At 60.9% G+C, this 13,968-nt stretch carries 12 protein-coding genes and 1 pseudogene; 7 read left to right on the plus strand and 6 right to left on the minus strand.

Going from position 1 to position 13,968, the window contains the following annotated elements:
* Positions 1 to 53: 53 nt before the first annotated feature.
* Together B0G77_RS40590 and B0G77_RS40595 are read right to left on the minus strand one after the other, a co-directional pair.
* On the minus strand, positions 54 to 872 hold the full coding sequence (locus B0G77_RS40590; protein WP_133667465.1) for an SDR family oxidoreductase: 819 nt from the start codon (positions 870 to 872) through the stop codon (positions 54 to 56).
* 33 nt (positions 873 to 905) lie between these two features.
* Positions 906 to 1,874, minus strand: coding sequence for a phytanoyl-CoA dioxygenase family protein (locus B0G77_RS40595; RefSeq protein WP_133667466.1), 969 nt, complete (start codon positions 1,872 to 1,874; stop codon positions 906 to 908).
* A 543-nt stretch (positions 1,875 to 2,417) separates the two neighbouring features.
* Here B0G77_RS40595 and B0G77_RS40605 point away from each other — a divergent pair.
* The 6 genes and pseudogenes from B0G77_RS40605 to B0G77_RS45115 form a co-directional block, all read left to right on the plus strand.
* Positions 2,418 to 2,996 (plus strand): MarR family transcriptional regulator, encoded by a 579-nt coding sequence (locus tag B0G77_RS40605; protein ID WP_243751496.1) that lies wholly within the window; start codon positions 2,418 to 2,420, stop codon positions 2,994 to 2,996.
* A 66-nt stretch (positions 2,997 to 3,062) separates the two neighbouring features.
* Positions 3,063 to 4,508, plus strand: coding sequence for an acyl-CoA reductase (locus B0G77_RS40610; RefSeq protein ID WP_243751497.1), 1,446 nt, complete (start codon positions 3,063 to 3,065; stop codon positions 4,506 to 4,508).
* A gap of 14 nt (positions 4,509 to 4,522) precedes the next feature.
* A complete protein-coding gene (locus tag B0G77_RS40615) occupies positions 4,523 to 5,908 on the plus strand; it encodes a hypothetical protein (RefSeq protein ID WP_133667468.1) in 1,386 nt (461 codons plus the stop codon).
* A gap of 32 nt (positions 5,909 to 5,940) precedes the next feature.
* Positions 5,941 to 6,795, plus strand: a complete 855-nt coding sequence (locus B0G77_RS40620; protein WP_133667469.1) for an oxidoreductase — start codon at positions 5,941 to 5,943, stop codon at positions 6,793 to 6,795.
* 31 nt (positions 6,796 to 6,826) lie between these two features.
* Positions 6,827 to 8,191, plus strand: a complete 1,365-nt coding sequence (locus tag B0G77_RS40625; protein ID WP_133667470.1) for a hypothetical protein — start codon at positions 6,827 to 6,829, stop codon at positions 8,189 to 8,191.
* A gap of 162 nt (positions 8,192 to 8,353) precedes the next feature.
* Positions 8,354 to 8,890, plus strand: a pseudogene (locus B0G77_RS45115) (TetR/AcrR family transcriptional regulator); the annotation flags it as partial.
* 24 nt (positions 8,891 to 8,914) lie between these two features.
* Here the strand turns inward: B0G77_RS45115 and B0G77_RS40635 are convergent.
* Positions 8,915 to 9,541 carry a PaaI family thioesterase gene (locus tag B0G77_RS40635; RefSeq protein WP_133667472.1) on the minus strand — a complete coding sequence of 209 codons (627 nt, stop codon included), beginning with the start codon at positions 9,539 to 9,541 and terminating at the stop codon, positions 8,915 to 8,917.
* 117 nt (positions 9,542 to 9,658) lie between these two features.
* On the opposite strand from B0G77_RS40635, the gene B0G77_RS40640 reads away from it, so the two are divergent.
* Complete coding sequence (locus B0G77_RS40640; protein ID WP_133667473.1) at positions 9,659 to 10,810, plus strand: NADH:flavin oxidoreductase; 1,152 nt, start codon at positions 9,659 to 9,661, stop codon at positions 10,808 to 10,810.
* A gap of 106 nt (positions 10,811 to 10,916) precedes the next feature.
* Here the strand turns inward: B0G77_RS40640 and B0G77_RS40645 are convergent, their stop codons facing one another.
* From B0G77_RS40645 to B0G77_RS40655, 3 genes are all read right to left on the minus strand, one after another.
* Positions 10,917 to 11,612 carry an SDR family NAD(P)-dependent oxidoreductase gene (locus B0G77_RS40645; protein ID WP_133667474.1) on the minus strand — a complete coding sequence of 232 codons (696 nt, stop codon included), beginning with the start codon at positions 11,610 to 11,612 and terminating at the stop codon, positions 10,917 to 10,919.
* A gap of 68 nt (positions 11,613 to 11,680) precedes the next feature.
* Positions 11,681 to 12,475 (minus strand): enoyl-CoA hydratase-related protein, encoded by a 795-nt coding sequence (locus B0G77_RS40650; RefSeq protein ID WP_133667475.1) that lies wholly within the window; start codon positions 12,473 to 12,475, stop codon positions 11,681 to 11,683.
* A 140-nt stretch (positions 12,476 to 12,615) separates the two neighbouring features.
* Positions 12,616 to 13,812, minus strand: coding sequence for an amidohydrolase family protein (locus B0G77_RS40655; RefSeq protein WP_133667476.1), 1,197 nt, complete (start codon positions 13,810 to 13,812; stop codon positions 12,616 to 12,618).
* Positions 13,813 to 13,968: the final 156 nt, after the last annotated feature.

Raw genomic sequence — 13,968 nt, forward strand, 5'->3', positions numbered from 1 at the left:
ACGTCAACACCCAGTGAAGCAAAACCATATCGAGCTTTCTTTCCAGTCCAACCTCACCGCTGCATCAGATCGTAAGCGCAGAGTGCCGCGATCTCAGTCACCCCGCCGTCTACCGGCAAACACACGCCGGTAATGAAGCGCGCCTCATCGCTCGCGAGGAACAAGGCCGCTGACGCAACGTCCCAGGCATCTCCTTCGATCGCGAGCGGCGCAACTTTACGGCGCCGCTCTTTTGCCTGCTCGTCCAGCATGCTCTCGACCATCGGTGTGAAGATATGCCCCGGCGCGATGGCATTGGCGCGGACTCCGTCGCGACCGTATACCACCGCCAGTTCACGCGTCAGCGCAATCATGCCCGCCTTTGACGACCCATATGCCGCCGCCCCGTGACTCCGGATACCCGCTGTCGAGCTGATGTTGATCACTGCACCACCTCCACCGGCAACCAGATGAGGTGCCGCACTTCGGCTCATCAGAAACGCACTCTTCAGATTCACGTCGATGATGCGGTCCCACGAGGCTTCGTCAAGATTCTCGAAACGGCCGCCAGCGCCTGCCACTCCCACGTTATTGACCAATACGTGCAGCGCGCCATAGCGCTCCACAGTGGCCGCGACGACGCGTGCGCATGCGTCGCTGTCGGTGACATCGCCGGCACAAACGAACGCATTGCCGCCTGCTTCGAGGATCATCGCGAGCGTTCCAGCGGCCCGATCCTCGTCCCGATCGACGAGGCAAACCGACGCGCCTTCGCGCGCGAAAAGGCAAGCGATCGCCTTACCGGTACCGACGCCATCGCCTTGCGAACCAGCGCCAGTCACGATTGCGACCTTGCCCGCCAGACGCTGGCGGAATGTCTTTGGATAAGGCATTTTCTACCCGATGTGAGTTTGCGCGCTGAGCCGTCAGTGCGGCGGACGCAAGACCGTTGCCCGCCCATCACGTGATGCCAGAATCACCTCATCACCCGTGTGAAAGTGCATCGGAATCTCGTCGAGCGGGACCTTCCTGCCATCGATCCCCCGGCTGTACGTGCTCTCATCGAGTGCGAACGTGCCGCTGCGGCCGTCCTCTCCTTGCACCGCTACCTCACGATGCGTGAGCGAAGTGATCTTGCCGATGATCGGCGTGTCGCCGGACGCAGCCATCACCCGTATATCCATCGAGAGCCGGAAACGGTCCGAGTAATTCGCCACCCCCGTGTGCGGGGTGTTCAGATGCATGATGACGACATCGCCCGGGCGATACGTCGTGCGTCGCCATGCGTGCGTTGGCACAGCGCCGTCAGGAACGGGAAACAGCGGTGGCTGAGAAAGATCGTGCAGATACGGCCCCTTGTGCAGCCCTTCGGCAAGAACAAGACCGCCGACATCCGGGTCGATCTCCACGAGCGGAATCCAGCAGATAGCGAACGGAATCCCCGCGTTGTAGAAGCCGTCCTGATGGACGTAGTCGAAGCGGGGACGTGTGCTATCCTGCGCCGGCGGCGTAGCGCGGTACTCAACCGTAGGAATCCAGAACGGTTCGTCGGCAAGTAACTGGCTGAAAAATCGATGAATGGCGGGCTCAGCAACGAACGGCTTCCATGTCTTGCGCGCCGCGAGCGATTCCATGCGGAACGGAAAGTCATCAAGGCTCTTGCCGCTGTATCGCGCAACCGGATCGCCCGGCGCAATCACGCCCAGCCGCGAAAGCTCGTCCAGAAATACGCTGCGCAACCGCCCTACCGCTTCCGTATCCAGCACATCGCGGAAGAACCAGTAGCCATCGCGCTCCCAGGCTGCCTGGAGTGCTGCGTGATCGTCAAGAATATCGTTCGATACGTGCAGTTCCTGCATGGCCGGCAGTACGCCAGCAACAAGCACTGTACTCATTTCGTCTCCTTGTTATTCGCCGTGGTTTTATTCGCACGGTCGACATCTCCACCCGAAGGGCTCGAATTCAGTGTAATCTTGACGACAAGTTAATGCAACTATCAGTTGCATTAACTGCACTAGACATTCCGGCTCTGGTCGTGCCGAAAATCCGGGCACCCGCCACCCCGCGTCTCGAAGGCGTGCCCGCCATCGCGGCATCGTGCCGCGCTCCAGCACTGCGGCACCGAAACGGGAGGCATAAGCCGTATCCACTGCCTCGGTCTGAAAGCGCGTCTCGTTGATAGCAAAGATGAAATAGCCGTAGGCGAGATCTCGCCGATTTCCAACCAGAAGGATCCGTGCCCGCATCAAAGCAGCGAGGCGTGTTCATATCGGTGAACGGCAAATCATCCTGATGGTTGAGCATCAGTGTCACGACGTCGCCGTCTCGCTACTCCACCACTAGACCATCCAATTCCGCCCTCGCCCGAATATGTGATCGCATCGTCGCGCAGACGGCCTGTCGTTGACAACATGGGGAAAACCACACGATGAAAAACGTTGCACTTTTCGAACAGTGTACATATAGTTGCCTCCAATCGCAGATACTTTTTCGGCAGAAATCCAGTGGATCACTCGTCAGAACTGCAGCTTGAGGACGACCGGGCGGATGTTGAACCCGCGTCTGTGGAAGGCTCGAATATCTACCGCTCAGAGGAAAGCGTCGCGTACCGGATGAACCAGGTACGCCTTCTGTTGTGCAACGCAATCGACGCACAACTCGCGGCAAGTGGCCTGTCCGCGCTGCAATGGGGTGTGTTGAAAGCGCTGTTCGACGGCCGCGCAAGAACGCCCACCGAGCTGTACCGCATCCTGCTGTCCGATAGTGGGGCAATGACCCGCCAGCTCGATTTCCTTGAAAAGCGCGGGTTTGTGCGTCGCGAGCGCAATGAGTCGGATAGACGTAGCGTCTATCTGGTGCTGACCGACGCTGGCCGCACCGTGACCTGCAAAACGCTTCCACTTATTGTCGAGACGAACGACCGGCAGCTGCACGGCTTCACAGGTGATGAAGTGAAAGCGCTGAAGCAGTTCATGGATCGCATGATTGCCAACCTTAGCCGACCAGGACCACCCTAACCCCCTCATTCGCGGGTTCGTCCGGACGCGAGAATCGCACCTTACCGAATCGAGAAGGAATGCCATATGAATCACATCGACGCCCCCACCCGGGAAACCGGGCCTTCGCATCACGGTGCCACCCCACCGCTGCCCGTACCGCACGTCTATCGCGGGCGTACCGTTTCGGGCGATGCGCTCACCCATGTGTCGCGCGATCTCGGCAAGGGATTCTGCACGCCGGCTGTAGAACTGGATGATCTCATCTGGCCGCGCACGCAGGCCGGTCCGGCGTTTGAATTACCGGTCGATCAGGTTATCGACTTTCTCGTTGAACTCGGTCCACGTCTGCATCTGGATGTCAATCCGCTGATGCAACAGGCACTGGAATCGATGATCGAAGTAAGCCCGCTCGGCCGCCGTATTCTGGAAAACTGCTACCGCGATATTCCGAATCTGTTCGCTCGTAACGTGATCGAAGATGAATTGCGCGTCAGCCTCGGCGATACCCATGTGATCGACGGCTGGGTGCCGCGCACATTGCGCGGCCGTCCCAGCCGTCTGCGCGCGTTCCCTCCGCGCCTCGTCCACATACTCGCCGGCAATTCGCCCATGGTGGCGGCGATGACAGTGATGCGCGCTGCACTGACCAAAGGTGTTCACCTACTGAAGCTGCCCTCCAACGACCTGTTTACCGCGACTGCGATCCTGCGCACGATGGCCGAAATCGATCCGGCGCATCCGCTGACGCAGTCGTTTTCGGCGGCTTACTGGCGCGGTGGAGATGAGAACATCGAGTCGATCCTGTACCGCCCGCAGTACTTCGACAAGCTCGTGGTGTGGGGCGGCGAAAGCGCCGTGCGTCACGTGATGCGTTACGCGGGCCCCGGCCTTGAACTGGTCGCTTTCGACCCCAAGGTATCGATCTCGCTGATCGGGCGAGAGGCATTCGCCTCGGACGAACTGCTTCGGCAGGTGGCGCGCGCTGGCGCGGCCGACGTGCAATCGTTCAACCAGGACGCGTGCAATGCGAGCCGCTATCAGTTCATCGAAGGCGACGAGGACGATGCCGACCGCTATTGCGAATACCTTGCGGCCGCGCTCGGCGAAGACTTCCGCTACGGCGATGGCCAGGGCCCAGTAGTACCGAACGACATCCGCGAGGCCGTTAATGTATTGCGCGAAATGGAACCCATCTATCGCGTGTTCGGCGGTTACGACGGGAAAGGCCTCGTGGTCCGGTCGGACGAACTGGTCGACTTCCATCCCATCTGCAAGACCGTGAACGTGGTGCCCGTGCAGAGTCTGCGTGATGCGACCCGCTTTGCAACCGTAGCGACCCAGACTGTCGGCATCTACCCGCCGCACCGAGTCGATGAAGTTCGCGACGCGCTTGCTTGTGCCGGCGTGCAGCGCATGGTGGCGCTTGGCGAATCGATTTCGGACGGCGTCGGCGGCTATCCGCATGATGGCATGTTTCCCATACACCGCTTCATGAAGTGGGTATCCGAAGAAGCGGGCGATAACATCTGATTGGAGACGCCGTCATGCCAGCTCTTGATACCCTGCTGCAACTGACCGATCATCCCGATCCGTTTCGCAACGCCCCCGACGACCTTCAGGCCATCCAGTTGCAGGCCCTGCGCGAGCGGTTTGTGCAGCGGCGTCAACAGATCCGCATTCTCGACAAACGTGCGACCGACGCAGGCGTCACCGAACTGTCAAGTCTCGACGATGCGGTGCCTTTGCTGTTTGCCGACGCAGTGTACAAGAGCTATCCCGAGTCCTTTATCGAACAGGGAAAGTGGAGCCGTCTGACAGCATGGCTGCAGACGCTTACGGCGCGGAAAATCGAGGGACCCGATTACGCCAACGTCGCGGACATGGACGACTGGATCAACGAGTTGCGCCGCAACGGCCACTACGTAATGAGCTCCAGTGGCACGTCGGGCAAACAATCGTTTATCTACCAAAGCGGCGTGGACCGCGAACTCGGCTGGCGGCTGATGGGACAAGGCATCCGTTGGGCGGCGAGCGCCATGCGCGATTCGTCGCGCCGTTACCCAGTGTTCCTGCTGACGCCCTCGTCCGGTTCTTATACCGGTACGGAGCGGATGTCGAAGTTCGCGGAATCGATCGCCATACCGGGCGACATTCATTACATGTCCGACGTGCCGCAAAGCGCGGCGCATACCACGCGCATGGCGCGCATGCGCCGCGCCATCGCCGACGGCACGGCCCGGCCCAGTGAGATCGCCAGCTTCCAGGCCGAGAGTCGTGAACGCGGCGAGCGTGTGCAGGCTGACTTCCGTCGGTTTATTGATCTGCTGCTGGAGCGGCGCCACGAACCGATGTTTATCATGGGCATGATGGGCATGCTGTATCAGATTGTCGCGACCGCCCGCGAGCGCGGCATACCCGACGGCGATTTTCATCCGGACACGGTCATCACCATCGGCGGCGGCAAGAAAGGCGCGAATCTCCCCGAGGACTTCCAGCAACAGTGCGCGCGCTTCTTCAATTTCAACGCGACCAATTTCAATGACGGCTACGGCATGGGCGAGATATCCGGCTTTTGCCCCTGGTTCCACGCCGCCAACGCGTGGGCTGTACCGCCATGGCTTGTGCCGCTCGTACTCGACTCCACGGGCGAAAGGTTGCTCAATCCGCCCGATGGCAAAGGTGTCGTCGAGGGTCGACTCGCGATCGTCGATCTGCTGGCCGATGGACGCTGGGGCGGCGTGATCGGCGGCGACAAGGTGGTTGTGGAGTTCGGCCATGACATCGATGGCGTGCGCACACCTGTCATCCGCGACGTGATGCGCTACAAGGACCTGCCGGGCGGCGACGACAAGCTGTCGTGTGCCGGCACCCTCGATGCCTATGTACGCGGCGAGCTGGGCGACATGGTCGAAGCAGCCCGTCCCGCCTGATATCCCCTTTGAATTCACAAGAGAGAGTTTTAATGACTGCCATATCGACATCCGCCGCTGTCTGGCTAATCACGGGTGTGTCGTCCGGCTTCGGCCGAGCCCTCGCCGAAGCGGTACTCGCGCGTGGCGACCAGGTGGTCGGCACCGTGCGCAACCCGTCGCAGATTGCGGCGTTCGAGCAGATGTCGCCGGCCGGCCTGGCACACGGGGTGCTGCTCGACGTCACCGACGCGTCGGCGGTGCCGCAGGCAATCGAGCAGGCGCTCGAGCGCACGGGCAGGATCGACGTGCTCGTCAACAACGCTGGGTACGGTCTGTTCGGTGCGCTCGAAGAGGTGTCCGACACCGAGGCCAGACAGGTGTTTGACACCAATTTCTTCGGTACTGTGAACACCGTCCGGGCCGTGTTGCCGCACTTCCGCGAGCGAGGCGCCGGACATATCGTCAACCTGTCGTCAGTCGCGGGTTTGATCGGCATCACCGGGTGCAGCCTCTATTGCGCGTCCAAGCATGCAGTCGAGGGCCTGTCCGAGTCCCTGGCGCAAGAGCTCAAGCCGTTCGGCATACGCGTCATGCTGGTTGAACCAGGCGGCTTTCGCACGAATTTCGCTGGTAGCTCGCTGCGGTGGAGCGAAGCCGTTGTACCTGCGTACGCAGAAACCGTGGGCACGATGCGCGAGCAGATGACCCACTATCACGGCACCCAGTCAGGGGATCCGGCCAAGGCCGCTGCTGCGATCATCCAGGCGGTCCAGGCCGACGAACCGCCTTTGAGGCTAGCCCTCGGACCCGATGCGGTCAGCGTGGCGCGCAACAAACTTGCGGGATTGCAGAAGAACCTCGACGCGTGGGCCGAAGTCTCGACCGCCACGGATTTCGATCAATAGCGCAGTACCGCATCCATACGCCGGAGACACCATGTCGACCCTCGAATGCTTTTACGACCTGCTTGAACAGGATGCCGATCCTTTTCGCCGCCATCCCGACAATCTGCGTGCGCTCCAGCTGGCGGCGATGCAGGAGCGCTTTGCGCAGCGCCGCGAACAGATAAGGCTCCTGGGTCGCCGTGCCGCTGACATGGGCGTCGATGCGGTTCACAGCGAAGCCGATATGGTGCCGCTGCTGTTCGCGCATCAAATTTACAAGAGCTACCCAGAACAGTTCGTGGAAAACGGCCGCTGGAAACACCTGAACACCTGGCTGCAAACGCTGACGAGCCGACCCGTGACCGACGTCGATGTCGATGGCGTCGACAACGTCGATGCATGGATGGATCGCCTGCGCGGTGCCGGGCACTATGTGTTCAGTTCCAGTGGCACTTCCGGCAAATGCAGTTTCATCAGTCAGACGCGCGCCGACCTGGACCGTGTGACGGCGTCCTGCGTGAAACTTGGCTTGTTTGGCAACAAGCTCATCGAGCGGGATTTCGGCAAGCGTCCAGTCTTTTTGATGATGCCGCCGCGCGGTGCCCATCGTCATGTCGAACCGGTACTGAGCGCCGCCGCGCAGCTCGGAAGCGAAAGCACGTTGATGTTCGACGATCCGGCGCTCGCATCGTCCACGATCGAGATGGGCCGCATGCGTCGCGCGATCGCGGACGGCAGTGCAAAGCCGAGCGCGATCGCGGCATTCCAGGAAAAGGCAGCATCGCGTCAGCGACACACCGGCGCGATGATCGACCGCTTTCTGGACAAGCTACTCGCTCACCGCGACGTACCTGTGCTTGTGCAAGGCAACTGGTCGCTGCACTGGATGCTGGTCGAGCACGCACGCCGGCGCGGCGTCGCGGATGGCATCTGTCATCCCGAAACCGTCATCACCACAGGCGGCGGATTGAAAGGCACCCAGGCGCCCGCCGATTTCCGCAAGCAGATCATTGCCTTTTACGGCATCGAGCCAGAGAACGTCCAGAACAGCTATGGCATGTCGGAAATGATCGGCACCGGCCCATGGTCTGAAGTGGCGCAAGGCTATGCAGTCTGTCCATGGATCGTTCCGTTTGTGCTCGACAAGGCGGGCGAAAAGCTGCTAAACCCCGCCGACGGGAAGGGACGCGTCGAAGGCCGCTTCGCATTTTTCGATCTGCTTGCCGAAGGGTACTGGGGCGGCTTCATTGCTGGAGACAAGGTCACGATCGACTTCTCGCCCGAAGATCCCACTGACGGCCTTCAGGGGCCTCTCGTCAGGCAGGTCGGCCGCTATGCGGATCTCGAGGAAGGCGAGGACAAGCTGTCGTGCGCGGGCACGATGGAGTCTTACGTTCGTGGCATGATCGACGTCTGACGCGCCAGCCTGCGCGAAGCCTGTTCCACTTCCAGACCGGCCGCGCCGCGACCCCGCTCGCGATGATCGCCTCGCCCTCGAATAGCCCTCGCGTCCGCCCTACTGGCGGACCGCAAGGGACGTGAGTACACTTTCACCTTTCTCACTGGTCGCCCCTTGCCCATGGCCAAATCGCCGGCACTTCGAGCTTCGCCCGCCCCTTCTGTCGGCGCCGTGGCGGTCCCAGCCACCCCGCGCGCGGCTGGGCGGCCCACGCAGGACGCTGCCGCCGAATTGCGCGAAAGACTGTTAAGGGCGGCTACGCAGATTTTTCGTGCAGAGGGTTTCGGCGCGGCGAGAGTCGAAGAGATCGCGGCGCGCGCGGGAATCAGCAAAACGACCGTCTACCGGCAGTTCGGCACCAAAGAGGACCTGTTTCGCGCCGCGGTATGGCACGGCATGCAGGATCTGCGTGGCAGGATCGAGCAACTGCTCATACCGCGCCGCCACTTCGCGAAGACGCTGTCGCTCCTTTTGAGCACGCTGACTGAACATATGGCGTCCACGGACACGATCGAAATCACCCGTGTGGTAGTGGGCGAATCGAATCGCTTTCCGGACGTGGCGAATGGATTCCTTCAATATGTGAACGCGATGCTCGAGCCGGTGGCGGACTTCATTGCCTCCGCTGCCCGCGACGGCACGATCAGCGTACCCGACGCACCCGATGCCGCACGCGACCTGCTAACGCTGGTGGCCGGCAGCACCGAAGTGCTGATGGGTATTCCGACCACACGCGCGCAACGCTTGCAGCGCGCCGCGCACATTCAGCAGTTGTTGCTCCTGGCGTGGAGGTACAAAGCGCCCAGCCAGACCGACGCCGCGCAGACCTAGCGCCCGACAGCCGCCCGACGCCTCCATCTGCCCCATCACCTGGAATTGCGCTGATGCCTGAGCGATACGTTGACCGTTCGCCCAGATCGAACAATCAGAAAACACCACGCGCTTACCGGTTCGAAGCACCTCCACGTGAGCCTCGACCCAATCGCCGGGCTGAGCGTTACCCAGAAAATTGACCGTCAAACTGGTGGTCAAAACCTTGAGTGCGGGCTCGCGCGAATACTTGCTCGCCCATTTGATGGCGGTATCCGCCAGCATGCAGACCATTCCGCCGTGCATCATCTGCCCGAGGTTGCAATGTTGCTCGCGCACACGCATCCCGACCACCGGCCCCCGCTCGCTTTTCCTGTACCAGGTCGCGCCGACCAGTTCGTGGAACGGCCCGAACGCCGGCATCAGTTCGAACCCCTCGGGGACATCATCGACGTCGTCCTCCGCAACGCGGGCCACAGCATTGATCAGGGTTTGCATCAAACGTTCTCCTTGCGCGCCTTTTTGTGCCTTGCGACGGGACGACACGCTTCTTCATGATAAAAATGTAGCGTATCATTATTCGCACACAAGTCAACTATACGTACGGAGACGAAGTTGATCACTGCGCCCTTATTTACACCACTGTCGGTCCGCGGAGTCACGCTCGCAAACCGTGTCGTCATGTCGCCCATGACCCGGGGCTTCTCTCCTGACGGCCTGCCAGGACCCGATGTCGCTTCGTACTACCAGCGGCGCGCCGAAGGCGAGACGGGACTCATCATCACTGAAGGCGTCGGCATCGATCATCCATCGGCGCTCGGTGAAGCCGGACTCGGAGAGAATTCGATTCCGACGCTGGCAGGATCAGAGTCGGTCGAAGCCTGGCGGCGCGTGACGGATGGGGTTCACGCGAGTGGCGGTGTGATTTTCCCGCAGTTGTGGCATATGGGTCCGATGAAGGAAGCCAATACCGGGCCTGTCCCCACTGCTCCGCCGATGCGTCCGTCTGGACTGTGGGGCCCGGCGGGTCGCCAGACCTCGCTCGACGCAAACTATCTGACTCGCGTGCAACCCGCCACCCGCGCAATGACCGACGAAGAGATCGCCGATGTCATCGCCGCCTATCGCCGCAGCGCGTCGTATGCGAAAGCTGCGGGATTCGACGGGATCGCCCTCCACGGCGGCCACGGTTATCTCATCGATTCGTTTCTGTGGAACGAAACCAATCAACGCATCGACGCGTGGGGCAAAGACCGGGCCGCGAGGAGCCGTTTCGCCGCGGAGGTGGTGCGCGCAATCCGTGCGGAGATCGGCGATACGATCCCCATCAGTTTCCGCTTTTCGCAGTGGAAGCAGCAGGATTTCAAGGCGCGACTTGCAACCACGCCCGACGAGCTCGAACAGATTCTCACCCCGCTCGCCGAGGCTGGCGTCGATATCTTCGAGGCAAGCACACGGTATTTCAATCGCGCAGAGTTCGAAGGCTCGGATATGAATCTCGCCGGCTGGGCGAAAAAGGTGACTGGCAAGCTGTCGATGACCGTCGGCGGAATCGGGATCAACAAGGGCTACTATGACTCGATGGCGGGCGCGGAAACGATTGCTCAACCCGACCTCGCCCCCTTGCTCGCTCGCTTCCTTAGCGGCGAATTCGATCTGATCGGCGTGGGACGATCGTTGCTGCACGATGCGCAGTGGGCCCGACGCGCACGCCTCGGCGAGCCGTTCCTTGGTTTCAGCACGGATTCTCTGACGAGCCTGACCTGAGCACCAGAGTCTTCAATCCGACAGCGGAACGGAGGTCCAATCCGCTGTCGGTCTGTTCGGGTCGCACAGGTTGATCGCAACAACGAGCGGCTCGACGCCGCGTGATCTACAAGCGGCCGGTGACGGGGATCGACGCGCCCGTCACGGCAGACGCAGCGCGCGAAGCGAGGAAGAGAATAACCGCTGCGATGTCTGCGGGCTGCACCCAGCGCGAAAAATCGGCATCGGGCATGTCCTTGCGGTTCTGCGGCGTATCAATGATCCCCGGCAGGATCGCGTTGACGGTAATCCCGCGATCCTTCAGCTCATCGGAGAGGGCCTCGGTGAGGCGCAGCACACCGGCCTTCGACGCTGCATAGGCGCCCATCCCCGCGCCAGCCCGCAGCGCAGCGCCTGCGCCGATATTGACAATGCGCCCGCCTTCCGGCCCATCCGCGAACTGCTCCAGCGCTGCCCTCGACGCGGTCGCCGCCGTACGGACGTTCATCTGGTACATCAGGTCCCACGTCTCCAGATTGCTGTCCGTCAGCTTTTCCCAGCGAAAGCCGCCGGCCACGTTGATCAGCGCGTTCAGGGGGCCGAGCTGTTCGGCCACCGACGACATGGCCTTCCGCGCGCTACCGAGGTCGGTCAGATCGACACCGCCCAGCGGCCATTGCGCGTCCTGCCCGTCCGGGGTTGGAATATCAGGCGCCGGCGCCCGGTCCAGCAATGCAACCTTCCACCCATCAGCGGCAAATACGCTGCCAACCGCCCGTCCGAGGGTGCCGAACCCTCCTGTAATCGCGACTACACGTTGCATCTGGAACACTCCTGTTTCGACGGCTGCGCGCGATTGGATCGTTCATGCCGCAGCCAGGCGAGCATGACTTAACGGCCCTTGAACACCGGCTCGCGCTTCTCGCGAAACGCATTTACCGCTTCCTGGTGATCCTCGGTCTGATTCGACAGCGCCTCATACGCAATGGACGCATCGAGTATCGAATGAGCGAGCTGCTTCAGACCAATGTTGATCGATGTCTTGGTCCACTGGATAGCCTGTGACGCGCCCGTTGCGAGGCGCTTCGCCATTGCGGCGACGACCGCATCGAGTTCGTCTGCAGGAACGGCATGATTGATCAGCCCGAGGCGAGCCGCCTCTTGCGCGTCGAGCAGATCGCCGGTCAGCAGGTATTCCTTGGCCCTGGCGTAGCCGATCAGTTGCGGCCAGATCACCGCGCCCCCGTCCCCCGCGACGAAACCGACCTTCACATGTGGATCGCCAATCTTCGCGTGGTTTGCCGCATAACTCAGATCGGCGAAGAGCGCGATGGTCGCCCCGAGGCCAACGGCATGACCGTTGATCTTCGCGATGATGGGCTTCGGACAGTCGAGCATCGAAAAGATGATTTTTTTCGCTCGCTGCATGCCGGCGAGAAACAACGACTGATCGTCGATCACCTGCTGCATGTGTTCGATGTCGCCGCCAGCGCTGAACGCGCGACCCGCTCCCGTGAGCACAACGACGCGCGTTTCGGGATCTTCCGCGACATCGACGAAGAGCCGCGACATTTCGATGTCCATCTGTTCGTCGAACGCGTTCAACGTATCGGGGCGGTTGAGGGTAACGGTGAGGATGCCGCCGTCGCGCTCCAGCAACAACGCCTGATAGTCCAGTAAATTCATGGCTTGCCTGTCCACAGTGACGCAAACGCGCGGGACATTGCAAGTTCTCCCACGATCGCTTCCGTAATCATTTGATCAAACAAAAGACCGCACGAGGCACACCTGACGACGTGCCTCGCCGTTATTCAGGCACTCTGCAGTTACGCCCGGACCGGCATGAAGCGGCGTCCGTTGTCGTACATGATTTTCTGGGTGTCCTGTGCGGACAACGGCTCACACGCCTCACGCGCAAAATCGTTCGGTTCGGGCACGCCTTCCGCGTGCGGGTAGTCTGAGCCCATCAACAGAAAGTCCGCCGAGCCGGTTTGCGCGACGATCTGCGCGAGGTCGTCTTCTGGATACGCTACCACGAAGACATTCTCCTTGAAAATCTGGCTCGGCCGGCTCTTCAGCTGACCGCAGGGCCAGTAGCCGTTTTTCGACATGCCCCGGCACTTGTCCATCTTGACCAGCATCGAGGGCACCCATTCGGCACCGTTTTCCGCGCTGCACAGTTTGACGTTCGGAAAACGTTCGAAGAAATTGTAGAAGATGAACGACGAGAGCGTCTCGATCACTGGACGCTCGCCGTAACCATGCATCCATACAAAAGCAGTCTGGCGCTGGCGCGACTGCTGCACCGGCTCGCCCCATACGGCCATATGGTCCTTCATGTAAATCGCTTCGGAAACGTGGAACGTGACGCGCACACCTGCTTCGTTGAGAATCGCCCAGTACGGATCGAAATACGGGTCGGCGGGTGCGCGTCCATTGAACGGTCCCATCGGCATCAGGATCACGCGCACGCCATTTGCCACCAGCCATTTCGCCTCGGCAACAGCGGCGTCGAGATCGTCGAGCGTGACAATCGGGGTACTGTAGATGCGATCCTTGTAGTTGAAGGTCCAGTCATCCAGCATCCAGCGGTTGTAGGCGTGCAGCACGGCGTTTGCAGCGACCGGTTCGTTCAGATAGGAAATACATGCGACCATTTCGCCGACATACATCGTGCACGCCTCGACACCGAATTCATCCATCTTCTTCAGACGCGCGTCGCGGTTAAACATGTCCGCAGTGGGAGGAACCCGCATTTCCACATTATCCTTGCCGTCCTTCATCGCCCGCAGCCATTCGTGCAGTTTCCCGGGCGGCGGCACCAGTCCCTCAGCTGATGTGTAGCCTTCACTGATCTCGACCTTGCGATCGCCGACGTACATGCAGCGATTGCCTTCCGGGGTGACCCGGCTTGTGAACCCCCATTCCTTCTTGAACTTTTCTGGCAGGTAGCGGCTGTACGCGTCCTCCACTTCGTAGAAGTGCGTGTCGGCGTCGTAGATCTTTCCTTGAAAAGTTTGCATGAAAAAGTCTCCTGTTTATGTGACGAGCGATAAGAACCGTACCCTTGAATGAAAGTATCGGTGCACGCAGTTGGCGCACAAACCTCCATATCGAGACGAGAAATCGCAATACCGGATTGATATCAAAAAAAGCGACCGCACCGAAGCAACGCCAGC

This window comes from Paraburkholderia sp. BL10I2N1 (genome assembly GCF_004361815.1).
GTDB lineage: Bacteria > Pseudomonadota > Gammaproteobacteria > Burkholderiales > Burkholderiaceae > Paraburkholderia.

Coding starts and splice junctions, on each gene's coding strand:
- B0G77_RS40650 (WP_133667475.1), bottom strand. CDS start 12,475: ATGAATTTACTGGACTATCAGGCGTTGTTGCTGGAGCGCGACGGCGGC.
- B0G77_RS40635 (WP_133667472.1), bottom strand. CDS start 9,541: ATGCAAACCCTGATCAATGCTGTGGCCCGCGTTGCGGAGGACGACGTC.
- B0G77_RS40615 (WP_133667468.1), top strand. CDS start 4,523: ATGCCAGCTCTTGATACCCTGCTGCAACTGACCGATCATCCCGATCCG.
- B0G77_RS40645 (WP_133667474.1), bottom strand. CDS start 11,612: ATGCAACGTGTAGTCGCGATTACAGGAGGGTTCGGCACCCTCGGACGG.
- B0G77_RS40620 (WP_133667469.1), top strand. CDS start 5,941: ATGACTGCCATATCGACATCCGCCGCTGTCTGGCTAATCACGGGTGTG.
- B0G77_RS40590 (WP_133667465.1), bottom strand. CDS start 872: ATGCCTTATCCAAAGACATTCCGCCAGCGTCTGGCGGGCAAGGTCGCA.
- B0G77_RS40655 (WP_133667476.1), bottom strand. CDS start 13,812: ATGCAAACTTTTCAAGGAAAGATCTACGACGCCGACACGCACTTCTAC.
- B0G77_RS40595 (WP_133667466.1), bottom strand. CDS start 1,874: ATGAGTACAGTGCTTGTTGCTGGCGTACTGCCGGCCATGCAGGAACTG.
- B0G77_RS40625 (WP_133667470.1), top strand. CDS start 6,827: ATGTCGACCCTCGAATGCTTTTACGACCTGCTTGAACAGGATGCCGAT.
- B0G77_RS40610 (WP_243751497.1), top strand. CDS start 3,063: ATGAATCACATCGACGCCCCCACCCGGGAAACCGGGCCTTCGCATCAC.